This is a genomic window from Gulosibacter hominis (genome assembly GCF_904842695.1).
GTDB classification, from domain to species: domain Bacteria; phylum Actinomycetota; class Actinomycetes; order Actinomycetales; family Microbacteriaceae; genus Gulosibacter; species Gulosibacter hominis.
The window spans coordinates 41,639-66,327 of the sequence record NZ_CAJGWQ010000001.1 but is presented as its reverse complement, the minus strand read 5'-3'; the positions used below and the strand labels follow the sequence as shown (position 1 = coordinate 66,327).

Genomic DNA, 24,689 nt, shown 5'->3' with positions numbered 1-24,689 from the left:
CCTCCTTTAACTGGGCGAGCTGTGGACCGCAACTCCGAGTACGGTGACCGCTCGCGTAGCGGACTATTCTACGCTCGCCACAGCCGACTCAACCGCTTTGTCGTGCTCGCGCACCTTGGCCTCTCCCATCCGCAACCGGGCATACAGCGGACCGGCCAAAAAAATCGTTGAGAGCGCACCCACGATCATGCCGATGAACAGCGCCAGTGAAATATCGCGCAGGGTACCTGCCCCCATCAGGAACGACCCGATAAACAGGATGCCCGCCACGGGCAGCAGCGCCACCACCGAGGTGTTAATTGAACGCACCAGGGTTTGGTTGATCGCGAGGTTCACTGAGTCAACGAATGTGCGACCACTCGTGCCATCCAGTGGCGAGGTGTTTTCGCGGATTTTGTCGAACACCACCACCGTGTCATACAGCGAGTAGCCGAGAATCGTCAGGAATCCGATCACTGCCGCCGGGGTGATCTCTACGCCGGTGAGGGTGTAAATTCCGGCGGTCACAACGAGGTCGTGCATGAGGGCGAGTATTGCCGCCAGCGACATCTTCCAGGTGCGGAAGTAAAACGCCATGAATGCCGAAGCGATCACCAAAAAGATGGCCACACCGATGAGCATCTGACGTGTGATATCGGCACCCCACGAGGGGCCGATCGTTGACACCGCGACATCGTTGGTTTCGACCTGGTAGGCCGCCGCCAGTTCGGCACGCACCTTCGAGTTGGCTTCGGACGAGAGTTGATCGGTTTGCACGCGAATCGAACCATCGCCAAGCTCCTGCACCCGGGCCGGGGTCTCAGTCACTTTGGCAACCACGTCGGTGGCCAGTGTCTGATCGGTGGATGCGGGATTAGTGACCTGAAATTCCGAGCCGCCGGTGAACTCGATACCGAGGTTGAATCCGCCGCGCACCAGGGGCACCAGCACCGAGAGCACGATCATGATTGCGGCAATGCTAAACGCGATGCGGCGCTTGCCGATGAAGTTGATCGACCGCGCTCCGGTGTAGAGGTCGTTACCGAATTGCTGGAAGCTCACTACTTCTCCCCCGTCGTCGCGGCTGTGGTTTCGGATGCGGCCTGCGCCTCCGCTGCCCGGCGTTCAGCCAGGGTCTGTCGGCGCTGTGCCTCACCACTGGCCGCCTTATTACGTTTTGCCAGCGCCTTCGCGTCCTTACGGTCGCGCGGTGCGAATTCGCCGCGGCCGCGGTAGACGGCTCCCAGTGCCCGCGGGTCGAGACCCGACATGGGATGACCGCCACCGAAAAAGCGCGTGGATGCCAGCAATTGCATCAGCGGATGCGTGAACAGCGACACCACCAAAAGGTCGATGAGCGTGGTGATACCGAGCGTGATGGCGAAGCCGCGCACATTGCCCACAGCGACGACAAACAGCACGCCAGCAACCAGGAAGTTCACCGCATCAGAAGCGAGGATCGTGCGAATCGCGCGACTCCAGCCGTGTTCCACAGCGGCGGCGAGGGTACGCCCCTCGCGGAGTTCATCCTTAATGCGCTCAAAATAAACGATGAACGAGTCGGCAGTGATGCCGATCGCGACGATCAAACCGGCCACACCGGCCAGCGAGAGCCGATACCCCTCTTGACTCGACAGCAGCGTCACCACGAGGTAGGTCAAAACCGCCAACAGCGCCAGTGAGGCAACCGTGACAAAGCCCAGGGCCCGGTACTGCACGAGCGAATAGACCACCACCAGTGTCAACCCGATGGCGCCGGCAATCAGGCCCGCCTGCAGCTGCCAGCTACCGAGTGTTGCTGAAATTGTCTGGCTCGACTTGGTTTCAAAGCTGAACGGCAAGGCGCCGAACTTGAGCTGGTCGGCCAGTTCTTTTGCCGATGCTTCGGTGAACGAGCCGCTGATCTGCGACTTACCGTCGGTAATCACGGCCTCAGAGGTTGGCGCGGTGATCACTCGGTTATCCATTGTCACCGCAAAGCGACCGCGGTTGACGTCGACCTGTCCGGTTTCGGGATCGGGCTGGGTGAGATAACCGTTGAGCCGGCTGGTTACCTCACGGAACTGTTTGGTGCCGGTGGCATCGAACTCGAGATTGACCACCCACTGACCGGTGGCAACACCCTGCGAGTTCGTTCCCATCCCGCTGGACGCATCACGAATCGAGGAGCCTTCGATTTCGACGGGGCCGAGCAAATATTTTTCGGTGCCGTCGGTGTTGCAGGTGACCAGCGGTTTATTCGGGTCGGCAATCTGCGCCGACTTGTTCAGCTCGGCGGCACAGTCAAAGCCCGCAAATTCGATCAGTCGTTCACTGGTGATCTGCGACTTATCGCTGGCGTCGGTTGGTTCGGGCTCGGGTTCGGGGTTGTCGGGATCAACGCCGAGGTCTTCCGGGCTCAGCGCCTGCACATTGGCGGCCTCGGTCGATAGCAGCACCGGACGGAACTCGAGCTTCGCGCTCGACTCGATGCGACGGCGGGTTTCATCGGTCATCTCACCGGGAACCGACACCACCACATTGCGACCGCCCTGCGTGGTGATTTCAGCTTCGGAAACGCCCGCGGCGTCAACTCGCTGGCGAATAATCGACACCGCCTGCGCCATCTGGTCTGCTGATGGCGCTGCCTGACCCTCAGCCAGTTTGGCCTCCAGAACAACCTGCGTGCCGCCCTCGAGGTCGAGAGCGAGTTTCGGTGCCCAGCTGCCCTGCTGCCAGGTCACCGACACCCAGTTCAGGGTGGTCAGCGCCACCACAATGAGGGTCAGCCAGATGAGCGCATTACGTGCTGCTCGGGTGGCGGCCGATGTCCGATTTTTCCCAGCCACGCGCCACTAAGCCTTCGGCTGCTCGTTATTGGTTTCGTCGTCACCATCAATGTCCGACGCATCAACCTCGTCGGCAAGCGGATGAGCCGGTGCATCCGTCGCGTCGGTGCGAGGCGCTGCATCATCGGCAATCGCGGTGTCATCGGTCAGCGAGCTGGCGTCGTCGGGTACGACCACATCGGGGCTGACAACGTTGACGATAGTTGCCGAGTGCACCTTGAGGTTGGTGCCGGGCGTGGTCTCAATGATGGCGGTGTTGAGATCGTGGTCGATTTCAATCACGGTGCCGTAGATACCGCTCTGGGTCATCACCTCAACACCCGGTGCCAGCTGGGCACGCAGCTGCTGCTGCCGTTCCTGGTTCTTCTTGTTCGAGCGCCACATGAACACCATCATGAGCACGAGGAGAATGAGGGGCAGAAAAAGCATAATGTCGTCCAAAATGGGCTCCCAGGTCTGGCTGAGTCGGTCAGGTTTTATTACTCAGTGCTATTGCTCAGTACGGCAAACGAACCGATTATAGGTCAGGCATCTGGACGCCGAGATGCTCATAGGCGGCGGGGGTGGCAATTCTGCCCCGCTGTGTGCGCGCAATCAGACCGGTTCGCACAAGGAACGGCTCGACCACCGATTCGACCGTATCGGCTTCTTCACCCACCGTTACGGCCAGGGTGCGCACCCCCACCGGGCCACCGCCGAAACGCTGGATGAGCGCCCGCAACACTTCTCGGTCGAGTCGATCAAGGCCCCGCGCATCCACATCGTAGAGCTCAAGCGCCGCGCGGGCCGCTGCCACGTCCACGTCGGTGTTGTGCACGAGCGCCCAGTCGCGGACGCGCCGAAAAAGCCGGTTTGCGATACGCGGGGTGCCGCGCGAGCGGCGGCCAATTTCCGCGAGTGACTCGGGGGCCGCATCCACGGCAAGTAAATTCGCGGTGCGGTGCAGCACCCGCTCGAGCTCAGCATCATCGTAAAACTCAAGATGCGCGGTAAAACCGAATCGGTCACGTAGCGGCGCCGGCAGCAGCCCGGCGCGCGTGGTTGCACCGACGACCGTAAACCGCGGCAGCTCGAGCGGCACCGACTGTGCACCGGCGCCCTTACCCACCATGATGTCGATACGAAAATCTTCCATGGCGAGATACAGCATCTCTTCGGCGGTGCGAGCCATCCGGTGAATCTCGTCGATAAACAGCACTTCGCCTTCGACCATGCTCGACAGCACGGCCGCAAGGTCTCCCGCATTCTGCAGGGCCGGCCCCGAGGTCAGGCGCAGCGCGTTGCCGGTTTCTTCGGCAACAATCATCGCCAGTGTGGTCTTTCCGAGCCCGGGCGGGCCGGCGAGCAGGATGTGGTCGGGCGCCCGGCCGTCGAGTTTCGCGGCACGCAGCAGCAGATCGAGCTGCGTGCGCACTTTTTGCTGCCCGACAAATTCGTCGAGGGTGCGCGGCCGCAGGGATGATTCAAACTCGAGTTCGGCAGCCGACTGGAGTTCTTCCGGCAGCATCCGGTCGTAGTCGTCAGCAGCCATTACCGCCGGCCTCCCAATTCTTGCAGTGCGGCGCGCAGCAACGACTGCACATCGCGAGCGTCATCGGCATCACGCTCGAGCACCGCCGCTACCGCAGCCGCAGCCTGCTTTTGCTGGGTACCGAGGGTCACCAGCGCCTCGATCACATCGTCGGCGACCACGCTCGTGGCCCCGCTCGCGACCGCTTCGGTAGCTGCCGGCTGTGCTACCGCGAGTTTGCCCTTCAGCTGCAGCAGGATGAGTTTGGCGGTTTTTGGCCCCACACCGGGAACGGTTTTGAAGGCGCGCTCGTTGTCGTTGGCGACGGCTTCGGCAAGTTCGGCCGGAGTCAGCTGCCCGAGCACCGCCATCGCCGATTTGGGGCCCACTCCAGATACCGAGGTGAGCAGGCCAAACACTTCGCGCTCGGATACGTCCCTGAAGCCGTACAGCAGTAGCGCATCATCACGCACCACAAGCTCGGTCACGATAGTGGTGTGCTCGCCGGTGCGCAATTGCAGGGCGTGTGCGGCGGTGATGAGCACGCGATAGCCGACGCCCTGCACATCGAGGACGGCCGAGGCGGCGCCGATTTGAACGATAGAACCGGAAAGCTGGGCAATCACGACGCTAGCCTAGGCGGCGCCGCGGACGTTTGGCGGCTGCTTCGGCGGCGAGCCACGCTTCCTGGGCTGGGGTGCTGGCCCGCTGCACGGCGGCGTCGACCGATCCGTGGTTGCGCGATTGTGGCGCAATTTTTGCAATCGGCGATTGGTAGGCGGCACAGATGGCAAGTGCCAGGGCATCAGCCGCATCCGCCGGTTTGGGTGCGGTTTTAAGCCGCAGGATGCGTCGCACCATCTCCTGCACCTGGGCCTTGTCGGCGCGGCCATAACCGCTCACCGCAGCTTTTACCTCGCTCGGTGTGCGCAATTCGGTGGCGATGTCTCGAGCGGCGGCCTCACGCAGCACGATTCCGGTGATCTGGGCCACGCCCATTACGGTGTTGAGGTTGCGGGTTTCGGCAAAAACACGCTCGATTGAGACGGTGTCGGGCCGGTATTTGTCGAGCAGCGTCTCGACCGCATCCCCGATCACCTGCAAGCGTTTGGCGAGGTCACTATCAACATCGGTGCGCACCACATCCACGTGCACCAACTCACAGCGCCGCGCTGCAGCGACATCAATGACACCGACCCCGCACCTGGTGAGGCCGGGGTCGATGCCGAGGATTCTGCGTGTCATCTCGACGCAGTTATTCGTCTTCTGCGTCGAGCTGTGCCTGCACGTCTTCGGGAATTTCCATATTCGTGAACACGTTCTGCACGTCGTCGAGGTCTTCTACCGAGTCGATAACGCCGATGACTTTTTTGGCGGTTTCAAGGTCAACGGGCACGGTGACATTTGCCACGAATTCAGCATCCGCCGACTCGTAGTCGATACCCGCCTCTTGCAGCGCGGTACGCACGGCCACCATGTCGCTGGCTTCGGTGCGCAGCTCAAAAGTCTCGCCGTGGTCAATAACCTCTTCGAGACCGGCTTCGAGACCGGCTTCGAGCAGCGAGTCTTCGTCGGGCTTACCGTCCTGCTTCGCGACGGCGATAACGCCCTTGCGCTCAAAATTGAACGACACCGAACCCGGGTCGGCCATGGTGCCACCCGCGCGGGTGACTGCCAGCCGGGTCTCGGCCGCGGCCCGGTTTTTGTTGTCGGTGAGGCATTCGATGAGCATGGCCACACCACCGGCCGCATAGGCCTCGTACATGATGCTGTCGTAGCTAATCGACTCGCCCGTGAGCCCCGCGCCACGCTTGACCGCGCGGTCAATATTGTCGTTAGGCACCGACATCTTTTTTGCCTTCTGGATGGCGTCGGCGAGCGTCGGGTTACCGGCTGGGTCGGGACCCCCCATCTTTGAAGCGACTTCGATGCCCTTAATCAGCTTCGCGAACGACTTGGCACGTTTGGCGTCAATAGCGGCCTTCTTGTGCTTGGTGGTCGCCCATTTGGAGTGTCCGGCCATATTCCTTCCGATCCGGTTGAGATTCGTAGAGTCAACGGTTCAGTTTACTGTGCGCTCACCATGAAGCTGCCGAGAACGCGACCGAGCCCGTCAAGATCTTCGAGCACGGCAAGCTCACGCACCGAGTGCATCGACAAAATTGGAATGCCCACATCCACCGTGCGAATACCGAAGCGGGTGGCAATAAACGGCCCCACTGTTGAACCGCACGGCATGGTGTTATTTGAAACGAACCACTGCACCTCAACTCCCGCGGCTTCCGAGCACTGGCGCCACAGCGCCTCGCCGGCTCCGTCGGTGACATAGCGCTGATCGGCGTTCACCTTGATGATCGGGCCGCGTCCGGCGATGGGACGCACCGCATCATCGTGGCGCTCGGGATAGTTGGGATGCACCGCGTGCCCAACATCGCTCGAAACCACCCAGCTGGCAGCGCGGGATACGCCGCGCTCATGTGCGGTGGCATCGGGCTGGATGCGTTCAAACAGTTCGCCAAGCAGCGGGCCGGCGGCTCCGGTGCGGGTGGACGAACCAACCTCTTCGTGATCGAATGCGGCGAGCACCGAAATACCGTCCGCGGGCTGGCTGTCGATGAGCGCGCGGGTGCCGGCCCACACGCTGGCGAGATTGTCCATCCGGCCGGATGCGATCAGCTCGCCACGGGTGCCAAGGCGCGCCGGTGCTTGCGAGTCGACAAAAAAGATGTCAAAGCCGCGGATGTCATCGACCGCAACGCCTGCGCTCTTGGCCAGTAGCTGCAGCGGTTCGGTTCCCTCGGCCAGTCCGAGCACCGCGTGGGTGTGCTGCTGCTGGTCAAGTTTGAGCCCGTCGGCGTTCACACGCCGGTCGAGATGAATGGCAAGTTGCGGGATGCGCGCCACCGGTTCGGTTGCCACCAGCGTGGTGCTGCCATCAGTAAGCACCAGGCGGCCGGCAAGCCGAAGATCGCGGTCTAGCCACGAGTTCGTGAGCGGACCACCGTAAATTTCGGCGTTGAGCGAGCACCATCCTGCCCGCTCGGTGCTTGGTACGGGCTTGAGTCGGAATCCGGGTGAGTCGGTGTGTGCCACCACGACGCGGAAGGGGGTGGTGTTTGCCACCTGTTCGGGGGTGCGCCACGCGATCACCGCACCATCCCGTACGACAACGCGACCGTTTGGTGCCGCACCGGCCCAATCGTCAGTGTCACCGAGCCGGGTAAAGCCAGCCGCTTCGAGCCGCGCCGCAACGCTTTCGGCAGCGTGGTACGAGGTGGGTGAGGCGACAACAAGATCCGAAAAATCCGAAAAAACTTCCTGGTGTGACAGCTCAGACATACCCGTCACTCTAGCGCCGCCCGCCGAAAAAACTTGCCGAGGCGGGGCTCTCGCGCAGCCGTCCGCCGAGAGAACCTGGCAGAAGCGGGGCTGTCGTCCACCGACTGTCCCAGCCGCCACGACCGCTGCAGCACCCTGCATCCGCCCTGCACCTCCCCGCACTTGGCGCCGCACCACGATCCCTGCAACAGCCCCGCATCCGCCATGCAGATTTTTGTTTCCTGACTGCACCCCAGTTGACGAAATTTGTTTCCTGACTGCACCCCAGTTGAAGAGATTTGTTTCCTGGATGCATCCGGTTGATGAAATTTGTTTCCTGACTGCAAATCAGCCCAACTCGCCCCATTTCCGGCCAAAACTCGCCACAACGCAGCCGAAAAGCAAAAATCAGGAAACAAAATTCTGAGGTCAGGAAACAAAATTCGCCAGCCGAAGGCGGTGGCGGGGTGCATCCGGAACCCGATGCAGCCGGGCTGCGACACGCAGTGAGGTCGGGTGCTTCACCAGCTGCAGCGAGCTACTGTGGCGAATCAGTTCGCCCCGCGAACCGGAGATTTTCGGTTCACGGGGCAATTGCTGAAGCAGGCTCGGTTGCCCGCTACTGGATGCACGGGCTCGGTTGGCCGTTATTGGATGCACGGCTACTGGCCGCGCAATTGCGCTAGCTGGCCGCCTACTGCTGTGCGGTCACCCTACCGGTCTCGTCGGTAATGATGATCCCGGCCGCATCCACCTTCCGCAAAAAATATTCGTGCCAGCGCCGCTCACCGGAGGCAGCAGCCTGACGGCGGCCACCGGCAGCGCGCATATCGCCATAGGCGAGCTCGGGATGGAACGACAAGCCCAGGAGGTTGCCCTGTTCGACGGCCACGATTCGATCGTCAACGCTTGCGAGCACCCGTACTTTGTCGCCCACCGATTCAACAATCGGTGCGCGGATGAACACAGCGCGGCACGGCTCCTCACCGAGCTCTGGAACCAGCAAATCGGCCTCGAACGAATCAACCTGCGAGCCGAACGCGTTACGACGCACGAGCACGTCCAGGCCGCCGAGGGTCAGCTGTCCTTCGATCCCGTCTGAGATGCGGTCGGCCAACATGATCAGCCCGGCACAGGTGCCGAACACCGGCAGTCCGCCCGCAATCGCGGTGCGGATGGGTTCGCGAACGCCGTAGCGGCGGGTGAGCTTGTCCATCACGGTCGACTCACCGCCGGGCAAAACCAGGCCCGCGAGCCCGACGAGATCGCCGGGCTCGCGGACTCGCCGCACCGGGCGGCCGAGCGTTTCGAGCATCTGCTGATGCTCACGCACGGCCCCCTGGAGGGCGAGAATACCTACGGGTGCTTGACTCACCAGCCGCGCTCAGCGAGCTTGTGCGGAGCGGGCAGGTCGGCCACGTTAATACCGACCATGGCCTCACCGAGACCGCGCGAAACATCGGCGATCTTGCCGGCGTCGTCGAACGAGGTGGTCGCCTGCACGATGGCTGCGGCACGAGCCTCGGGGTTGCCCGACTTGAAAATACCCGAGCCAACGAACACACCATCGGCGCCGAGCTGCATCATCATGGCGGCGTCGGCCGGGGTGGCGATACCGCCGGCAACGAACAGCACCACCGGCAGCTCGCCGGTTTCGGCAACCTCGCGCACGAGGTCGTAGGGTGCCTGCAGTTCCTTGGCGGCGACGTAGAGCTCGTCTTCGCTCTTGCCCTGCAGCGCGCGGATTTCGCCACGGATCTGGCGGATGTGCTTCATCGCCTCCGAAACGTCACCGGTACCGGCTTCACCCTTCGAGCGGATCATGGCGGCACCCTCGTTGATGCGGCGCAGTGCCTCACCGAGGTTGGTTGCACCGCACACGAACGGCACGTCGTACTGCCACTTGTCAATGTGGTTAACGTAGTCGGCGGGGCTGAGCACTTCCGACTCGTCGATGTAGTCGACACCGAGGTGCTGCAGCACCTGGGCTTCAACGAAGTGACCGATACGAGCCTTTGCCATCACCGGGATCGAGACCTCAGCGATGATCGAGTCGATCAGGTCGGGGTCGCTCATGCGCGCCACGCCGCCCTGTGCGCGGATGTCGGCCGGCACGCGTTCGAGCGCCATAACCGCAACGGCACCGGCGTCCTCGGCAATGCGAGCCTGTTCGGGGGTGACGACGTCCATGATGACGCCGCCCTTAAGCATTTCAGCCAGACCGCGCTTGACGCGGTCAGTACCGCGGGCAGCGGAAGTCGATTCAGACATGAGTTCCTTCCTTGGATTGTCTACAGCGATGGAGAATGCCGTTCATATTATCTGGGATTGCTGAGCGAAGCACGTATATCACCTTGGTGTCCGCGCCCAGTCTCAGTACACCGTGCCCTCGCTCAGTCTGCAAACCAGGCGTCTGCGAGGAGCTGCCGGAGGTCCCCCAGCAGCTGTGGCACCGGCTTCGTCTTACCAATGATTGGCAAGAAGTTTGAGTCACCAAACCAGCGCGGCACGATGTGCTGGTGCAGATGCCCCGCCACCCCGGCACCCGCGACCTCACCCTGATTCATACCGATATTGCAGCCGGCCGTATTTGATACTCGCTCAAGCACTCGCATCGCCCGCTGCGTGAGATGCGCTATTTCGAGCACCTCTTCGTCGTTGGCGAGATCGTAGGTGGGAATGTGCCGGTAGGGGCACACCAGCAAATGACCCGAGTTATAGGGATACAGGTTCATCACCACATAGGCGAACTCACCGCGAGCCACGATGAGCCCCTCGGCATCAGTCTTTTTCGGCACCGCGCAGAACGGACACTCGGCATCCGGTTCGCGCCGTTCATCCCCCGAAGTAACGTATGTCATCCGGTGCGGCACCCAGGTGCGCTGCATTGCATCCGGCACCCCGGCAAACTCACCCGCCGAACGAAGCTCGACACCGTCGAGTTCGCCCTCGGGAAAGCCCAGGAATCCGCCAGCCACTACAGATCCTGTTCGGTATTGATGTTGCGGTGCTCGCGAATCGCCCGGCCGATCAGTTCGACCGCCTCAGCAACCGGTACACCGTTGCGCTGCGAACCGTCGCGGAACCGGAACGAAACCGCGCCGGCAGAGCGGTCATCTTCACCCGCGATCAGCATGACCGGCACCTTCGCCTTGGTGTGGTTGCGAATTTTTTTCGGCATCCGGTCATCCGAATCGTCGACATAGGCCCGCACACCTTCGGCCCGCAGCTTGTCGACAATCTCGTTGAGATAGTCAGCGTATTCCTCAGCCACCGGGATGCCCACCACCTGGTCGGGGGCAAGCCACATCGGGAACGCGCCCGCGTAGTGCTCCACAAGCACACCAAAAAAGCGCTCAATCGCGCCAAACAGGGCGCGGTGAATCATCACCGGCCGCTGGCGGGTGCCGTCAGCGGCGGCGTACTCGAGATCGAATCGCTCGGGCAGGTTGAAGTCGAGCTGGATGGTCGACATCTGCCAGGTGCGACCGATCGCGTCACGAGCCTGCACCGAAATCTTGGGGCCATAGAACGCGGCGCCACCCTCATCTGGCACGAGTTCGAGACCCAACTCTGCTGCCACCTCGGCGAGCGTGCGGGTGGCTTCTTCCCAGATCTCGTCGTCGCCAACGAACTTCTCGGGATCCTTCGTTGACAGCTCGAGATAGAAGTCATCAAGGCCGTAGTCTTGCAGCAGTGACAGCACGAATTTGAGCGTCTTCGCGAGCTCGTCACGCATCTGTTCGCGAGTGCAATAAATGTGCGCATCATCCTGCGTGAATCCGCGCGTGCGGGTCAGGCCATGCAGCACACCCGACTTTTCGTTGCGGTAGACCGTTCCGAACTCGAACAGCCGCAGCGGCAGTTCACGGTAGCTGCGCGAACGTGCCGAGTAGATGAGGTTGTGCATCGGGCAGTTCATCGGCTTCAGGAAGTACTCCTGACCCTTTTTGACAATATTGCCCTCGTCATCGCGCTCTTCGTCGACCTGCAGCGGTGGGAACATACCGTCGCGATACCAGTCGAGGTGCCCCGAAACCTCATACAGGTGCCCCTTGGTGATGTGCGGGGTGTTCACGAACGAGTACCCCTCGGCAATGTGGCGGCGGCGCGAGTGATCTTCCATCTCGAGCCGAATGATGCCGCCGGCCGGGTGAAACACCGCGAGCGATGAGCCAATCTCGTCAGGGAACGAAAACAGGTCGAGCTCTTTACCGACCCGGCGATGGTCGCGTTTAGCGGCCTCTTCGAGACGGGTCTGGTAGGCACGCAGCTCTTCTTTCGACGGCCAAGCGGTGCCGTAGATGCGCTGCAGCATCGGGTTTTTTTCGCTGCCGCGCCAGTAGGCGCCCGCATTACGCAACAGCGCAAAACCGTTGCCGATGTATCGGGTCGATGGCAGATGCGGCCCGCGGCACAGGTCGTACCAGCAGGTTTCGCCGGTCTTTGGGTCGACATTGTCGTAGATGGTGAGCTCGCCAGCCCCCACCTCAACGTTTTCGTTGTCAGCCGAACCCGCGTTGCCTTTGAGATTGACCAGTTCGAGCTTGTAGGGCTCGTTTGCGAGTTCCTGTTTGGCCTGTTCGTCACTCACCACGCGGCGCGCGAAGCGCTGCCCCTGCTTGATGATGCGCTGGGCTTCTTTGGTGATTGCTTTAAGGTCTTCGGGTGTGAAGGGCTCGGCCACATCGAAGTCGTAGTAGAAGCCGTCCTCAATGAAGGGGCCGATGCCGAGCTTCGCGTCCGGATGCAGTTTTTGCACCGCCTGCGCGATCACGTGCGCGGTCGAGTGCCGCAAAATGTTCAGCCCGTCCGGCGAGTCGATCGTCACCGCTTCAACCTCGTCGCCGGGCACAACTTCCCGGAACAGGTCGCGCAGCTCACCGTTGACACGCATCGCCACCACCGGGGGCTGTTTGGGAGCATCAGTAAATAGTGCGAAGCCGTCTGTGGTCTCGGTCACCTCGACGCGGAAGGGTGCGGCAGCAGGATCGATTGCGTCGTTTGACACGAGGTTCTCCTCAACGGTTAATCAGTGGATACAGGGTGACGGTCGGAGCACGTCGACTAGTCCATCAGTCTACGTCGTGCGCCCGGATGCGTCGGCACGATCTGGCAAACATCAGCAGCTTGTGGCTAGTACACGGTGGTTCCGCCGAGCTGTTCGACGAACTTTTCGGGGTTGGGGGTGTTGATCACCCAGTTTTCGCCAACCAGCAGGTGGGTCTGGGTGGCGAGCTGTTGGGCGCGGCTCACCACCTCGGGAATCTGGTCGGGGCTCCGGTACACGGCCAGCACGGTTGATTCACCGCAGCGGCCGGCTTCGGCGTCATATTCACCGGGGTCGACCGCTTCCCACTCATCGCATTCCCCACCGGCCGCCACAAACGCGGCTTTGAGTTCATCCAGCGTTTGATACTCGGTTGCCTCACCCGAGATCGTGGGCTTGGCCTCATCATCACCGCCGCCAACGAGCGAGCATCCGGTGAGCGCCACAGCCGAAATCGCAAGCGGCGTAGCCAACCGCCACAGAGAAGTCTTCATGCACTCGATCCTACGTGTCGCGCTGCCGCCGGCCCACACGGGGCCACGGCATGGGCGGTGGCGGCCAACAAAAATGCCCCGGCACCTATCTGGCCGGGGCGATGTGGAGCGGATGACGAGACTCGAACTCGCGACCCTCACCTTGGCAAGGTGATGCGCTACCAACTGCGCTACATCCGCGTAGAAAACTCCGGGGAGTTTTCAGTGGGCGATACTGGGTTCGAACCAGTGACCTCTTCCGTGTCAGGGAAGCGCGCTACCGCTGCGCCAATCGCCCTTGCGAGGTGACGGCGGGATTCGAACCCGCGTAAACGGCTTTGCAGGCCGCTGCCTAGCCTCTCGGCCACGTCACCGTGTGGGATTGAATCCCGTGCTCGTGAGTTTTACCTCACTTCACACTCGAGCGGATGACGAGACTCGAACTCGCGACCCTCACCTTGGCAAGGTGATGCGCTACCAACTGCGCTACATCCGCACTGCTCTGCACAACATGTTGTTTCCGCGATGTCGTTCAGCGCGTAGATGACTCTAACGCAACTTTTGCGCGAAACACAAATCGCACCGCTTTTGCGGCGAGTTGCGCACTACCCCAACGCGCATCTGCGCAGCACAGCGACTTCCCCGCAGCGTTTGTCTATCACAGCACGGCGATTTGCGCCCGCTCGCAATTGTGTGGCAAGATTGCTCCTTGTCCACGGGCGATTGGCGCAGCTGGTAGCGCGCTTCCTTCACACGGAAGAGGCCGTCGGTTCGAGTCCGGCATCGCCCACCAAAAAAGTTTGAGGCGCTGGTTTTACCAGCGCCTCAAATGCTTTCGACCGGAAACTACCGTACGCAGCTACGGCTACTCCGTGCCCATAGTCTCAGACATGCACTGCTCGGTTGCATCCATAACAACCTTCTCGGCGAGATCCTTCTCTTCTTCGCTGTCGTAGACGGTCTGAGTCTTCCCTTCCTCAGCATCCTTGACCAGGTCGCTCAGCGTCTGGTCTGACAGCTCGGAAGCGTGAATTTTTTCAGCCATGCACTCAAAAGTCTTGTCGAGCAGCTCGGGGTCAGCCCCCGCGGTGTCACCCGCCGACTTGTGGAAGGCCTGCTTGATTTCGTCAACCGACGGGCGTTCGGCGCCCGCACACGCAGTTAGCGCCAGTGCCGAAATAACTGCGGGAACAATCGCAAATTTGCGCCACTGCTTCATGAAGATCTCCTCTTAATCGGGAATTACGTAGGGAGCCTAGCGTAGTGATGCAGGTTAACGATCAGGGCAATTCGCCACGTGATTAGGCGCATCGCGGGAGTTTCAATTCCTCGCACTACTTCGCAAGTCGTAGCCCGCCATCCATCGCGAGGATGAGAAACCGCCGCATCCCACAATCGGAATGCGGCGGTCCAAAGCTGCAACTACCCGGCGGGGTTCGAGTCGGCAGCCGCGCCGGTCGAGGCAATCAGCCGCGAAACCGAACGCAAATATTTTTTGCGATAGCCGCCGTCAATCATCCCGCCGCCAAAAATACCGTCGAGTGACGCCCCCGAGGCAATGATTGGAATCTGAGCGTCGTAGACGCGGTCAATAAAGGCCACAAATCGCAGCGCCTCCGATTGATCGGTCAGTTCACTCACGTCGTCGATCACCAGCACGTCGATACCCTCAATCAGTTTCACATAGCGCGAGGGATGCACCTTGGCCAGATGGTCGATCAGGTCACGGAAGCCATCGCGCGCCACGCTCTGCCCAGCAGCCACGCGGGCTGCAGCCAGCCGTTCGAGTTCGTCCGGCGCCGTAACCGTCGCACGACCCTCGACTGCACGACGCCGGTAGTCGACGCCGTCAATTCGCACGGTGCGGAACACATCCGCGAGCTTGGTGATTTCACGCAAAAAATCCTGTGCCGCAAATCGACCCTCGCCAAGCGCGTTCGGTGGTGTGTTTGAAGTGGCGGCAACCCGGGTACCGGTGTCAACCAGCTCCCCGAGGAGCTTCGACATCACCATGGTGTCACCGGGGTCATCAAGTTCGAACTCATCAATCGCGATGAGCTTCGTGCCCGTGAGCGCTTTCACCGCGTTCTGGTAGCCGAGCGCGCCCACCAGCGAGGTGTACTCAATGAAGGTGCCAAAATATTTTCGACCGCGTGCTGCGTGCCAGGTTGCTGCCAGCAGGTGCGTCTTCCCGACACCGAAACCACCGTCGAGATAAACACCGGCCTTAACGGGCCCGTCTTTGCGGGGACGCAGGCGCGAAAAAAACCCGCGCCCGGTCTGCGCCCCACCGATCGTCGAGGCAAAACCACGGCAAATCTCCACCGCCTCAGCCTGCGATGGATAACTTTCGTCTGGGCGATAGTTATCGAAGCTCGCCGTTGCAAACTGCGGCGGCGGCACCAGTGCCTGCACCATCTGCTCGGCGGTCATGGTGGGCATGCGATCAACGAGATGCACGAGAGTGCCTTCGGCCACGTAACGCTCCTGAACTTGTGTACGACAGCTCGGTGCCACAACCGGCACCCACTCAAGGTTACCGTCAGCAACCGACCACCCGAACTGCGGGAATAACAAACTTCCAAGAAGCGTTGCCATACTCGATTACCGGGCGGTGGATGCTCACCAAAAGCCGCCGCCCGCACACGATCTGACTGCCACCGCGAATCGTTTCAAGGAGACCCATATGGCTGCCCCCATCGACACCAGTGACAAGTTTGCCGAATACGCGCATCCCGAACGGTTGGTTTCGACGCAGTGGCTCGCCGATCACCTTGACGAGGTGGCAACTGTGGGATCGGGAATTGTGCTCGTCGAATCCGACGAGGATGTGCTGCTTTACGAAACCGGCCACATCCCCGGCGCGGTGAAACTCGACTGGCACACCGACCTCAACGACGCGGTGATGCGCGACTATGTCGATGGCGCAGGCTTTGCCGAACTCATGTCACAGCGCGGCATTTCGCGCGACGACACCGTGATCATCTACGGAGACCGCTCGAACTGGTGGGCCGCATACGCGCTGTGGGTCTTCACGCTGTTCGGACACGAGGATGTGCGCCTGGTCGATGGCGGACGCGACAAGTGGATTGCCGAGGGCCGCGAGCTCACTCGCGAGCGCCCCGAACGTGAACGCACCAACTACCCGGTTGTTGAGCGAAACGATGCCCCGATTCGTGCCACCCGTGATGATGTGTTCGCCGCCCTGCGTGATGGACGCCGCCTGATCGACGTCCGCAGCCCCGAGGAATACACCGGCGAACGCACCCACATGCCCGACTACCCCCAGGAAGGCGCGCTGCGCGCCGGCCACGTTCCCACCGCGCAGAGTGTGCCCTGGTCGCGCGCGGCAGCCGCAGACGCCACCTTCCGACCTCGCGCCGAGCTCGAGGAGATTTATTTTGCGGGTGCCGGCCTCTCCCCCGACGATGCCGAGGCGATCGCCTACTGCCGAATCGGCGAGCGCTCGAGCCACACCTGGTTCGTGCTGACCTTCCTGCTCGGGTTGGCGGATGTGCGCAACTACGACGGATCTTGGACCGAATGGGGTTCGCTCGTCGGCGCCCCGATCGTGCGCGGTAGCGAGCCGGGCGAAGCCCCCACCCGCTAACGGTTCGCTCACACTCGCCCACTACGCTTGGCGCTATGACCGATACCGCTCTTCCCGCTGAACTCGCCTCGATTCGTGATGATTTTTTGGCGCTTCCCGTAAGCGAACGACTGACCCTGCTGCTCGAACTGTCGGATGAGCTGCCGGAGGTACCCGAGCGCTATGCCGATGCCGAATTTGAACGCGTCATTGAGTGCCAGTCACCGGTGTTCATCACGGTTGAGGTGAGCGACGGCAAGGTGTCGGTGTACGCCAAGGCTCCCGCCGAGGCCCCAACCACCCGCGGTTTTGCCTCGGTGCTCGTGCAGGGCCTCGCCGGCGCCAGCGTCGAGTCGGTGCTCGCGCTACCGGCCGACTTTCCGTTCTCGCTCGGCATTACCGAACTGGTTTCGCCGCTGCGTCTCAACGGCATGGTCGGGATGCTCGCCCGTGTCAAGCGCCAGGTCGCGGAGCACAGCGCGTGAGCGCGATCACCGAGTCGATGCCCGACCCGGATACTCTGCGCATCATTCCCGGAGATGGCGCATCCGAGTTCACCATCGATCTGAGAGCGAGCGACACGAATAGCCACCTCGAAGCGATCTATCGCCCACCGCATCCAAATTGGATGCGGATGAATATGATCGGTTCGCTCAACGGCCGCGTCACCGGATCGGATGGCACCTCTGACACGCTGTCAAACCGCGCCGACCGACGCATCCTCAAGCTCATTCGGCAAATGAGCGATGCCGTCATCGTTGGCGCCCAAACCGTGCGCCAAGAACGCCACACCAGCACCGCCCCGACGAAGCTGTGCATTGTGACTGCCAGCGGCAATCTTGACGGGCACCGCATCACTCCCGACGAGGCAGCCGACTCGGTGCTCGTGTGCTGCCCCACCGAAGTGCGCAGCCGGGTGCTCGGCAGCATGCCCGGTGCCACAGTCATCCCGCTCACCGCGCCCGAGGGCCGCATCCAACTCGCCGATGTGCTGCACGAGCTGCACGAGCGCGGACTGCACCAGCTGGTGGTTGAGGGCGGGAACCAGCTGATCAGCCAGTTTTTGGATGCGGGGCTGCTCGACGAGGTGTGCCTCACGCAGGCACCTGTATTCGCCCCCGATTCGGCGCCGTCACTTCCCGGTTCGGGGCGCGGTACCGAATTTCGGCGCGAACTGCTCGCGGTTGATTCGGTCGGCTACGTTTATCAGCGTTTGTTCGCCCAGCACTAGCCGCCTGACTGTGAGGTCGTAGACAGCCCCACGACGATCGTCGGCGGGCGAAACTACGATTTGCCGGGCTCGCTGAGGCGATCAAACCACTTCCCCACCGCCGCCTCCCAGCGCTCAGGGTCGGTGTTCCACAGTCGCGTGTGCCGGGCGCGAGTGAACTCCTCATAGGTGACAAGATCTGGCCGCGCCTTCGCCAAGCGCTGGCTCCCGCTCACCGGCACCACTGTATCGCCCGTCGAAGCGAGCACAAGCGTTGGCCAGCGCAACTCGGCCGCGCGAGCAACCACATCCAGTTCGGCAAGATCGAGCGGTTCTTCGGCACCCAAAACCGACCGTGCCAGCGGCGAACCAAGCAGGCGAATACCGAGCTTCGCGATACTGGCTGGCACATTCAATTGCCCCGCCTGCCAGATCAGCGTCTCGGTCCAGTCAAGCGCCGGCGATTCGAGCATCAGCCCCACAACCAGATCGGCATGCACCGAGCGCAGCGCTGCCTGCACCGCAATTGCGCCACCCATCGACCAGCCCACCAGCACCACGCGGCGCGCTCCGCGCGATTTGGCCCATTCGAGCGCCGCATCCACATCCCGCCACTCGGTGAGCCCCAGCCCGGTTTTACCGTGATGCCCGGCTGGCGCGCCCGGATCGTTCCGGTAGCGCATCACCAGTGAATGCCAACCCCGCTCGGCCACCAGCGGCACAGTGCGCAGCGGTTCGGTGAGCGTCGCACCGCGCCCGTGAATGTGGATGCACCAATCGCTGCTTTCGCCAGCCGCCGGAATAAACCATCCCGGCAGCTCTCCCCCTTCGCCGGGGATCGCCACCTCACTCCACGGCCAACCAAGGTCTTCAATACCAAGCTGCGGGGCGGATGCCAACCGCACCGCACGCACCCCGGCAAAATCTGCACCAAGCACATCCCCATACCGGCGCGTCACCGTGCGGTCGGTTGCTTCCAGTCGTTCGAGCAGCCGCGCCCGGCCAGCTCCCTGCCTCCAAAGCATCGTGAACTCGCCCAGCGCATGTGACTCAACCGTGCGCTCCAACACCACCGTGCCGCGAGTGCCGTCGCCATCAGGATCGGGACGGATTTCAACCACCCGAACCGGCTCCCGAGCCTTTGACGGCAGCGTGACCACCTGGCGTGCGAGGCTCAGCGCGATAGTGCCGACCAGGGCTCCCGCAAACGTGGTCGCGCCCGCAAGCGCCGCGGTCGCGGCTCGTATGGTTCGCTGCTGCTGCATCTCACATCCCCCTCTGTCACATCCGCGAGTGTTCGTCGCCGACACTGTGGACGTCGGTTCCACTGGCCACCTCAACAGTAGTGAGTAAGTTGCCCGTCGGCGGCGTGGCACCCGGTGCCGTGCTGCACGGATGCCTAACCTCATGCGTGTGGTGGTAAGTCTGCATCCGGTTCCTGCCGAGTTTGATGCCGCTGTCGAAAGCATTCGAGGCGTCGAGTTCCGCAGTGATTTGCGCGTGCAAGAAATTCGCCCGCCCGAGGGGCTGGCACCGAACGCTATCGCGCTCGCGGCCGATGTGAGCCCCGAGCACCGGCACGGCGACTCACCGCTGGGAACCGGCCGATTCATCCTGATGCACGATTTGTCGCAGCCCGAAGCCTGGCGGGGTGAGTTTCGCGTGGTGTGTTTTGCGCAGGCCCCGCTCGAAACCGATATCGGCGACGATGCCATGCTGCCTGAGGTTGCCTGGTCGTGGCTGGTGGATGCGCTGGCCGAAGCGAACGCCGAATACGACTACCCCTCGGGTACCGTCACCGTTGTGAACTCTCGCGGATTTGGTGAGCTCTCACCACAGGGGCAGGGGTCGCAGATTGAAATGCGCGCCTCGTGGACACCGCGCACTACCGATATTGGTGCGCATCTTGCCGGCTGGTCGAAGCTGCTGTGCATGCTGGCCGGGTTGCCACCGGTTGATACCCGCGAGGTACCTTCGCTACAGACATTGAGAAAGGCTCATGGTCGCGGTTGATGCACGACGGCTCGAACAGGGCGAGCTGCAGGTAATCGACACTCCCGAGGCTCTGGATGCGGCGATTGCGCGCATCGGGGCCGGCGAGGGGGCAATTGCCGTAGATACCGAACGGGCGGCGGGTTATCGCTACTCCGACCGTGCCTACCTCGTGCAGCTTTTTCGGCGCGGTGCCGGCACAATGCTCATTGACCCCGTCCCGTTTGGTTCGCTGGCGCAGCTCGGCGAGGTCATCAATGGCGAGCTGTGGGTGTTGCACGCCGCAACCCAAGACCTGCCAAGCCTGCGCGAAATTGGTCTCGATCCGCAAGAAATTTTTGACACCGAACTGGCTTCGCGCCTGCTCGGCAAAGAACGCGTCGGGCTCGGAGCGGTGGTGCATGAACTACTCGGAATCGAGCTTGCCAAGGCGCATTCGGCCTCCGATTGGTCGCGGCGACCGCTCCCCGACGAGTGGCTTGCCTATGCGGCGCTCGATGTTGAGCTGCTGCTCGACGTACACGACCGGTTACTGGTTGAGCTACGCGAGGCCGAAAAGCTCGAGTGGGCAAGCGAAGAGTTCGCCGATATTCTCACCCGCGAGCTGCGCCCCGAGCGCGAGGAGCCCTGGCGACGACTTTCGGGCATCCACACCGTTCACCGCCCGCGTCAGCTTGCCATAGCGCGCGAGCTGTGGCTGGCCCGCGATGCCTATGCTCGCGAAACCGACACCGCGCCGAGTCGTCTCGTTCCCGATCGAGCGCTCATCGCGGCGGCAAAGGAGATGCCGCGCACCAAGGGCCAGCTGGCCGCTCTCAAATCGTTTACCGGCCGCGCGTCCCGCGAGCAGCTTGACCGCTGGTGGGCGGCAATTGAGCGCGGTCGCACCACTGACGCACTCCCCGACCGGCAGGCCCGATCGGCGAACGCTATTCCCACGCCGCGAGCCTGGGCAAACAAGCGGCCCGAAGCTGACGCCCGACTCAAATCGGCAAAACCGGCGGTTGCCGAAACTGCCGAGCAGCTGAACCTCCCCACCGAAAACCTGCTCACGCCGGCAATTTTGCGGCGGGTGGCGTGGGAACCGGCCGGAGACAGCGAGGCAGCGATTGCCGAACAATTGCGCGAACTCGGTGCCCGGAATTGGCAGTGCAACATTACGGCACCAATTATTTGGGATGCTTTTGTAGCCTCGCGCCAAGACGCTGAGGAATCCGCCGCTCGGGAAAGCTAGGCTGCGAGAGTCCATCTCTGCCGTTCCCACTGCACGGCACCGATCTGCAAGGAGGCAGTTTGGCTCAGCACAGCGCCCTTGATGCGTACTTCATTGATGGTGCCCGCACACCGTTTGGTCGTGCCGGCGACAAGGGGATGTATCGACGCACCCGCGCCGATGATCTCGCGGTAAAGGCGATTCGCGCCGTTGTGGAACGCAACGCCACGATTCCGCTCGACCGCTATGACGATGTGGCGATCGCCGCCACCACCCAGCAGGGCGACCAGGGTCTCACGCTTGGTCGCACGACGGCAATTCTGGCGGGCCTGCCCAATACGGTCCCCGGCCTTGCCATCGACCGGATGTGTGCCGGTTCACTCACCTCGGTAACCACCATGGGCTCGGGAATCCGCGCCGGTGCCTACGATGTGGTGATTGCCGGCGGTGTCGAGCATATGGGTCGTCACCCAATGGGCTTCGATGCCGACCCGAACCCGCGGTTTTTGGCCGAAAAGCTCGTTGAGCCCGACGCGCTCTACATGGGCAAAACGGCCGAGCGGCTCCACGACCGTTTCCCCGAACTCACTAAAGAGCGTGCCGACAGCTACGCCCTAAACTCGCAGCGCAAGGCGGATGCGGCCGTGCGGGCGGGCAAATTCGAAACCGATATTGTGCCGGTTGCCATTGAATCTGACGCCGGCTGGGGGCTTGTCACCCGCGATGAGCATCTGCGCCCAGACACCTCGATGGAGGCGCTTGCCGGACTCAAGACACCGTTCCGGCCGCACGGCCGGGTTACCGCGGGGAACGCCTCACCGCTCACCGATGGTGCCACCGCATCCATTCTTGCTTCGGGTGCCGCGGTAAAGGAATTTGGGTTGACTCCGAAGATGCGCCTGGTCAACTTTGCATTTGCCGGTGTTGAACCCGAGGTCATGGGGCTCGGCCCGGTTCCGGCCACCAAGAAAGCGCTACAGCGTGCCGGGCTCACTATCGATGACATCGGCCTGTTTGAACTCAACGAGGCCTTTGCCGTGCAGGTGCTCTCATTCTTGGATGCGTTCGGAATCGCCGATGACGATCCATCCGTTAACCCGTACGGCGGTGCCATCGCCCTCGGGCACCCCCTTGCGGCGAGTGGCGTGCGGCTGATGATGCAGCTGGCGAACCAGTTTGCCGAGCACCCCGAAGTGCGATTCGGACTCACCGCCCTGTGCGTGGGTCTTGGCCAGGGTGGTGCGGTGATTTGGGAAAACCCGCATTGGAACGGCAAGCGTCACGCTCGAGTCGGAAGGTAAGACCACATGACGAACCAACTCTTTGATCGCAATCGCTACTCGGCCATTCTCAACGCTGCCGATAGCGAGGTCATCACCGAATCGAAGGTGCGGGATGTGCCGCTAGCCGGCGATCGCACGCTGGCACTCATCACGCTCGATAACAACCTCGACTACCGGCGTCCCAACACGCTCGGACCGAATACGCTCGCCCAGCTCGGTGAGCTGCTCGCCTCACTCGCACAGCGCGCGCAGGACGGCGAGATTCACGCCGTCGCGGTCACCGGTAAGCGGTTCAACTTTGCAGCCGGTGCTGATCTATCGCTGGTCGACCAGATCCCCGACACGGTCGCTGCCCGTCAGATGGCCGAGCTCGGCCACGATGCGCTGGGGCTGTTCAGCAAGCTGGGTGTGCCGAGTTTCGCGCTCGTGAACGGTATGGCGCTCGGTGGCGGGCTCGAGGTGGCGCTGCACTGCGACTATCGGGTGATTGATGCATCCTGCCCTGCCGTGGCCTTCCCCGAAACCTATCTGGGCCTCGTTCCCGGCTGGGGTGGTGCCACCATCACGCCAAACCTGATCGGCATCGAAAACGCACTGCGGGTAATCATCGAGAACCCGCTCAAGATGAACCGCATGCTGAAGGCCGAACAGGCATACGAGCTGGGTTTGTTCGATCGCATGATTGCCCCGGTGAACTTCATTGAAGACTCGATCAAGTTCATCACTGCGGTGCTTGATGGTGAAAAGATCAAGCGGCCGAACGAGCCCGGCAAAATCGAACGGGCCATGAAATGGGATGCGGCCATCAAAATTGCCCGCAAGTCGCTCGAACAAAAAATCGGTGAGGTGCCGCGAGCACCCTACCGGGCGCTGGAAATTCTCGCCGCCGTGAAAAAGGGCGACCGCGAGGCCGGGTTTGAACTCGAAAACCAGGCACTGGGCGATCTAGTGGCCAGCGACCAGTTCATGGCCTCGATGTACGGCTTCAACCTGGTGCAAAAACGAGCGAAGCGTCCTGTGGGTGCTCCCGATAGTGAGCTCGCCCACCCCGTCAACAAGGTCGGGGTGATCGGCGCCGGGCTGATGGCGAGCCAGTTCGCGCTGCTATTCGTGCGCCGTCTGCAGGTTCCGGTGGTGATGACCGACCTCGATCAAGAACGGGTCGACCGTGGCGTGGCCTCAGTGCAGGCCGAGATCGACAAGCTGCTCGACAAGGGCCGTATCAACGCCGACACCCACGCTCGGCTGAAGGGCCTGGTCACCGGCACCACCGATCGCCAGCAATTTGCCGATTGCGACTGGGTGATCGAGGCGGTGTTCGAAGAACTCAGCGTAAAACAACAGGTGTTCCGCGAGTTTGAACAGATCATTCCCGAAGACGCCATCGTGGCCACCAACACCTCGTCACTCTCGGTGACCGAAATTGGTTCGGCGCTTAAGCATCCCGAGCGGCTTGTCGGTTTCCACTTCTTTAACCCCGTTGCGGTCATGCCGCTCATCGAGGTGGTGAAGGTGGACTCCACCAGCGATGCAACACTGGCAACCGCAATGGCTGTGGCCAAGCAACTGAAAAAGAACGCCGTCATTGTTCGCGATCGCCCCGGGTTCGTTGTCAACCGTGTGTTGGCGCGCATGCTCGGCGAGGTGATGCACGCGGTCGACACCGGCACCAGTGTCGAGATCGCCGATACCGCGCTGGCACCAATGGGGCTGCCCATGTCGCCATTCACGCTGCTCGAGCTGATCGGCCTGAAGGTCGGGGCGCATGTGTTGCGATCGCACCACGAGCCCTTCCCCGACCGCTTTTTCGACTCGGCAAGTTTGCATGAGCTAGCCGACCGTGACGCGAAACTGCTCAAGCGTGACGGCAAGGGCAATGTCACCGGTTACACCCGCGAGCTGCAGGCGGTAGTGGGATCGGCGGGCAACGAACCACTCACCGCCGAGCAGTTGCTCGAACGCACACAGAATGCGCTCGCCGATGAGGTGAAAATTATGCTCGATGAGCAGGTGGTCACCGCCGCCGAAGATCTCGACCTCTGCCTGATATTGGGGGCCGGGTTCCCGCTCATCAACGGTGGGCTCACCCCCTATCTCGACCGGATTGGCGCATCCGAGCGCGTCTTTGGTGGCACATTCCACACCCCAAAGATTCTCGGTGCCGCAACTCGCGAAGCTGCCAATTAGTTGGCATCACAACGGGGCCGAGTTCGCTAGAGTTGCGAGCTCGGCCCCGTTTTATGC

The 24,689-nt window shown here is 62.1% G+C and carries 23 protein-coding genes and 5 tRNA genes; 8 read left to right on the top strand and 20 right to left on the bottom strand.

The window, feature by feature from the left end; translation table 11 throughout:
* Positions 1 to 63: 63 nt before the first annotated feature.
* The 17 genes from secF to JMV54_RS00220 all read right to left on the bottom strand — a co-directional run bounded on the left by secF (position 64) and on the right by JMV54_RS00220 (position 13,654).
* Positions 64 to 1,041, bottom strand: a complete 978-nt coding sequence (secF, locus tag JMV54_RS00300) for a protein translocase subunit SecF (RefSeq protein ID WP_230972738.1) — start codon at positions 1,039 to 1,041, stop codon at positions 64 to 66.
* Positions 1,041 to 2,807, bottom strand: coding sequence for a protein translocase subunit SecD (gene secD / locus JMV54_RS00295; protein ID WP_201516893.1), 1,767 nt, complete (start codon positions 2,805 to 2,807; stop codon positions 1,041 to 1,043). The genes secF and secD overlap by 1 nt, the downstream gene beginning before the upstream one ends.
* 6 nt (positions 2,808 to 2,813) lie before the next feature.
* Positions 2,814 to 3,236 (bottom strand): preprotein translocase subunit YajC, encoded by a 423-nt coding sequence (gene yajC, locus JMV54_RS00290; protein WP_201516892.1) that lies wholly within the window; start codon positions 3,234 to 3,236, stop codon positions 2,814 to 2,816.
* A gap of 88 nt (positions 3,237 to 3,324) precedes the next feature.
* Positions 3,325 to 4,338: a Holliday junction branch migration DNA helicase RuvB gene (ruvB, locus tag JMV54_RS00285; RefSeq protein WP_420842068.1), complete on the bottom strand. Its 1,014-nt coding sequence runs from the start codon at positions 4,336 to 4,338 to the stop codon at positions 3,325 to 3,327.
* Positions 4,338 to 4,943 carry a Holliday junction branch migration protein RuvA gene (gene ruvA / locus JMV54_RS00280; RefSeq protein WP_201516891.1) on the bottom strand — a complete coding sequence of 202 codons (606 nt, stop codon included), beginning with the start codon at positions 4,941 to 4,943 and terminating at the stop codon, positions 4,338 to 4,340. Before ruvA ends, ruvB begins: the two co-directional genes overlap by 1 nt.
* 4 nt (positions 4,944 to 4,947) lie before the next feature.
* Complete coding sequence (ruvC, locus tag JMV54_RS00275) at positions 4,948 to 5,562, bottom strand: crossover junction endodeoxyribonuclease RuvC (RefSeq protein WP_201516890.1); 615 nt, start codon at positions 5,560 to 5,562, stop codon at positions 4,948 to 4,950.
* Positions 5,563 to 5,572: 10 nt separating this feature from the next.
* Positions 5,573 to 6,340, bottom strand: a complete 768-nt coding sequence (locus JMV54_RS00270; protein WP_201516889.1) for a YebC/PmpR family DNA-binding transcriptional regulator — start codon at positions 6,338 to 6,340, stop codon at positions 5,573 to 5,575.
* A 44-nt stretch (positions 6,341 to 6,384) separates the two neighbouring features.
* The gene (locus tag JMV54_RS00265; RefSeq protein WP_201516888.1) at positions 6,385 to 7,656 is read right to left on the bottom strand and encodes a M18 family aminopeptidase; all 1,272 of its coding nucleotides are present in this window, start codon (positions 7,654 to 7,656) and stop codon (positions 6,385 to 6,387) included.
* A 673-nt stretch (positions 7,657 to 8,329) separates the two neighbouring features.
* Positions 8,330 to 9,013: a pyridoxal 5'-phosphate synthase glutaminase subunit PdxT gene (gene pdxT / locus JMV54_RS00260; protein ID WP_269144434.1), complete on the bottom strand. Its 684-nt coding sequence runs from the start codon at positions 9,011 to 9,013 to the stop codon at positions 8,330 to 8,332.
* Positions 9,007 to 9,906 (bottom strand): pyridoxal 5'-phosphate synthase lyase subunit PdxS, encoded by a 900-nt coding sequence (gene pdxS, locus JMV54_RS00255; protein ID WP_201516886.1) that lies wholly within the window; start codon positions 9,904 to 9,906, stop codon positions 9,007 to 9,009. Before pdxS ends, pdxT begins: the two co-directional genes overlap by 7 nt.
* Before the next feature lie 122 nt (positions 9,907 to 10,028).
* A complete protein-coding gene (locus JMV54_RS00250; protein WP_201517247.1) occupies positions 10,029 to 10,523 on the bottom strand; it encodes an HIT family protein in 495 nt (164 codons plus the stop codon).
* Positions 10,524 to 10,612: 89 nt separating this feature from the next.
* Positions 10,613 to 12,532, bottom strand: a complete 1,920-nt coding sequence (gene thrS, locus JMV54_RS00245; RefSeq protein WP_201517246.1) for a threonine--tRNA ligase — start codon at positions 12,530 to 12,532, stop codon at positions 10,613 to 10,615.
* A 239-nt stretch (positions 12,533 to 12,771) separates the two neighbouring features.
* Complete coding sequence (locus JMV54_RS00240) at positions 12,772 to 13,179, bottom strand: hypothetical protein (protein ID WP_201516885.1); 408 nt, start codon at positions 13,177 to 13,179, stop codon at positions 12,772 to 12,774.
* 104 nt (positions 13,180 to 13,283) lie between these two features.
* Positions 13,284 to 13,359: transfer RNA gene (locus tag JMV54_RS00235), tRNA-Gly, on the bottom strand.
* 25 nt (positions 13,360 to 13,384) lie between these two features.
* Positions 13,385 to 13,456: transfer RNA gene (locus JMV54_RS00230), tRNA-Val, on the bottom strand.
* Between the two features lie 5 nt (positions 13,457 to 13,461).
* Positions 13,462 to 13,532 (bottom strand) — tRNA-Cys (locus tag JMV54_RS00225).
* Between the two features lie 49 nt (positions 13,533 to 13,581).
* Positions 13,582 to 13,654: transfer RNA gene (locus JMV54_RS00220), tRNA-Gly, on the bottom strand.
* A 221-nt stretch (positions 13,655 to 13,875) separates the two neighbouring features.
* Here JMV54_RS00220 and JMV54_RS00215 point away from each other — a divergent pair.
* A tRNA-Val gene (locus tag JMV54_RS00215) sits at positions 13,876 to 13,951 on the top strand.
* Between the two features lie 72 nt (positions 13,952 to 14,023).
* Here the strand turns inward: JMV54_RS00215 and JMV54_RS00210 are convergent.
* Both JMV54_RS00210 and zapE read right to left on the bottom strand, forming a co-directional pair.
* Positions 14,024 to 14,377 carry a hypothetical protein gene (locus JMV54_RS00210; protein WP_201516884.1) on the bottom strand — a complete coding sequence of 118 codons (354 nt, stop codon included), beginning with the start codon at positions 14,375 to 14,377 and terminating at the stop codon, positions 14,024 to 14,026.
* 203 nt (positions 14,378 to 14,580) lie between these two features.
* Positions 14,581 to 15,600: a cell division protein ZapE gene (gene zapE, locus JMV54_RS00205; protein WP_230972770.1), complete on the bottom strand. Its 1,020-nt coding sequence runs from the start codon at positions 15,598 to 15,600 to the stop codon at positions 14,581 to 14,583.
* A gap of 244 nt (positions 15,601 to 15,844) precedes the next feature.
* Between zapE and JMV54_RS00200 the strand changes: the two genes are divergently transcribed.
* The 3 genes from JMV54_RS00200 to JMV54_RS00190 are packed head-to-tail and all read left to right on the top strand — an operon-like array spanning position 15,845 to position 17,978.
* Positions 15,845 to 16,768 (top strand): sulfurtransferase, encoded by a 924-nt coding sequence (locus tag JMV54_RS00200; protein WP_201516882.1) that lies wholly within the window; start codon positions 15,845 to 15,847, stop codon positions 16,766 to 16,768.
* A gap of 35 nt (positions 16,769 to 16,803) precedes the next feature.
* On the top strand, positions 16,804 to 17,232 hold the full coding sequence (locus JMV54_RS00195) for a SufE family protein (RefSeq protein ID WP_201516881.1): 429 nt from the start codon (positions 16,804 to 16,806) through the stop codon (positions 17,230 to 17,232).
* Positions 17,229 to 17,978, top strand: coding sequence for a dihydrofolate reductase family protein (locus JMV54_RS00190; RefSeq protein WP_201516880.1), 750 nt, complete (start codon positions 17,229 to 17,231; stop codon positions 17,976 to 17,978). The genes JMV54_RS00195 and JMV54_RS00190 overlap by 4 nt, the downstream gene beginning before the upstream one ends.
* Before the next feature lie 53 nt (positions 17,979 to 18,031).
* Here the strand turns inward: JMV54_RS00190 and JMV54_RS00185 are convergent, their stop codons facing one another.
* On the bottom strand, positions 18,032 to 19,222 hold the full coding sequence (locus tag JMV54_RS00185) for an alpha/beta hydrolase family protein (RefSeq protein ID WP_201516879.1): 1,191 nt from the start codon (positions 19,220 to 19,222) through the stop codon (positions 18,032 to 18,034).
* A gap of 148 nt (positions 19,223 to 19,370) precedes the next feature.
* On the opposite strand from JMV54_RS00185, the gene JMV54_RS00180 reads away from it, so the two are divergent.
* The 4 genes from JMV54_RS00180 to JMV54_RS00165 are packed head-to-tail and all read left to right on the top strand — an operon-like array spanning position 19,371 to position 24,632.
* Positions 19,371 to 19,970 carry a DUF3000 domain-containing protein gene (locus JMV54_RS00180; protein ID WP_230972736.1) on the top strand — a complete coding sequence of 200 codons (600 nt, stop codon included), beginning with the start codon at positions 19,371 to 19,373 and terminating at the stop codon, positions 19,968 to 19,970.
* Entirely contained in the window at positions 19,957 to 21,183 is a 1,227-nt protein-coding gene (locus tag JMV54_RS00175; RefSeq protein ID WP_201516877.1) for a ribonuclease D, read from the top strand. Before JMV54_RS00180 ends, JMV54_RS00175 begins: the two co-directional genes overlap by 14 nt.
* A 59-nt stretch (positions 21,184 to 21,242) precedes the next feature.
* The gene (locus JMV54_RS00170) at positions 21,243 to 22,463 is read left to right on the top strand and encodes a thiolase family protein (protein ID WP_201516876.1); all 1,221 of its coding nucleotides are present in this window, start codon (positions 21,243 to 21,245) and stop codon (positions 22,461 to 22,463) included.
* 6 nt (positions 22,464 to 22,469) lie between these two features.
* A complete protein-coding gene (locus tag JMV54_RS00165; protein WP_201516875.1) occupies positions 22,470 to 24,632 on the top strand; it encodes a 3-hydroxyacyl-CoA dehydrogenase NAD-binding domain-containing protein in 2,163 nt (720 codons plus the stop codon).
* The last annotated feature ends 57 nt before the right edge of the window (positions 24,633 to 24,689 follow it).

Bases quoted from the DNA above. Each gene is read 5' to 3' on its own strand.
- yajC (WP_201516892.1), bottom strand. From the start codon at position 3,236: ATGCTTTTTCTGCCCCTCATTCTCCTCGTGCTCATGATGGTGTTCATG.
- ruvB (WP_420842068.1), bottom strand. From the start codon at position 4,338: ATGGCTGCTGACGACTACGACCGGATGCTGCCGGAAGAACTCCAGTCG.
- ruvC (WP_201516890.1), bottom strand. From the start codon at position 5,562: ATGACACGCAGAATCCTCGGCATCGACCCCGGCCTCACCAGGTGCGGG.
- JMV54_RS00270 (WP_201516889.1), bottom strand. From the start codon at position 6,340: ATGGCCGGACACTCCAAATGGGCGACCACCAAGCACAAGAAGGCCGCT.
- JMV54_RS00265 (WP_201516888.1), bottom strand. From the start codon at position 7,656: ATGTCTGAGCTGTCACACCAGGAAGTTTTTTCGGATTTTTCGGATCTT.
- pdxS (WP_201516886.1), bottom strand. From the start codon at position 9,906: ATGTCTGAATCGACTTCCGCTGCCCGCGGTACTGACCGCGTCAAGCGC.
- JMV54_RS00250 (WP_201517247.1), bottom strand. From the start codon at position 10,523: ATGCAGCGCACCTGGGTGCCGCACCGGATGACATACGTTACTTCGGGG.
- thrS (WP_201517246.1), bottom strand. From the start codon at position 12,532: ATGCGTGTCAACGGTGAGCTGCGCGACCTGTTCCGGGAAGTTGTGCCC.
- JMV54_RS00240 (WP_201516885.1), bottom strand. From the start codon at position 13,179: ATGAAGACTTCTCTGTGGCGGTTGGCTACGCCGCTTGCGATTTCGGCT.
- JMV54_RS00210 (WP_201516884.1), bottom strand. From the start codon at position 14,377: ATGAAGCAGTGGCGCAAATTTGCGATTGTTCCCGCAGTTATTTCGGCA.
- zapE (WP_230972770.1), bottom strand. From the start codon at position 15,600: ATGCCCACCATGACCGCCGAGCAGATGGTGCAGGCACTGGTGCCGCCG.
- JMV54_RS00200 (WP_201516882.1), top strand. From the start codon at position 15,845: ATGGCTGCCCCCATCGACACCAGTGACAAGTTTGCCGAATACGCGCAT.
- JMV54_RS00195 (WP_201516881.1), top strand. From the start codon at position 16,804: ATGACCGATACCGCTCTTCCCGCTGAACTCGCCTCGATTCGTGATGAT.
- JMV54_RS00185 (WP_201516879.1), bottom strand. From the start codon at position 19,222: ATGCAGCAGCAGCGAACCATACGAGCCGCGACCGCGGCGCTTGCGGGC.
- JMV54_RS00175 (WP_201516877.1), top strand. From the start codon at position 19,957: ATGGTCGCGGTTGATGCACGACGGCTCGAACAGGGCGAGCTGCAGGTA.
- JMV54_RS00165 (WP_201516875.1), top strand. From the start codon at position 22,470: ATGACGAACCAACTCTTTGATCGCAATCGCTACTCGGCCATTCTCAAC.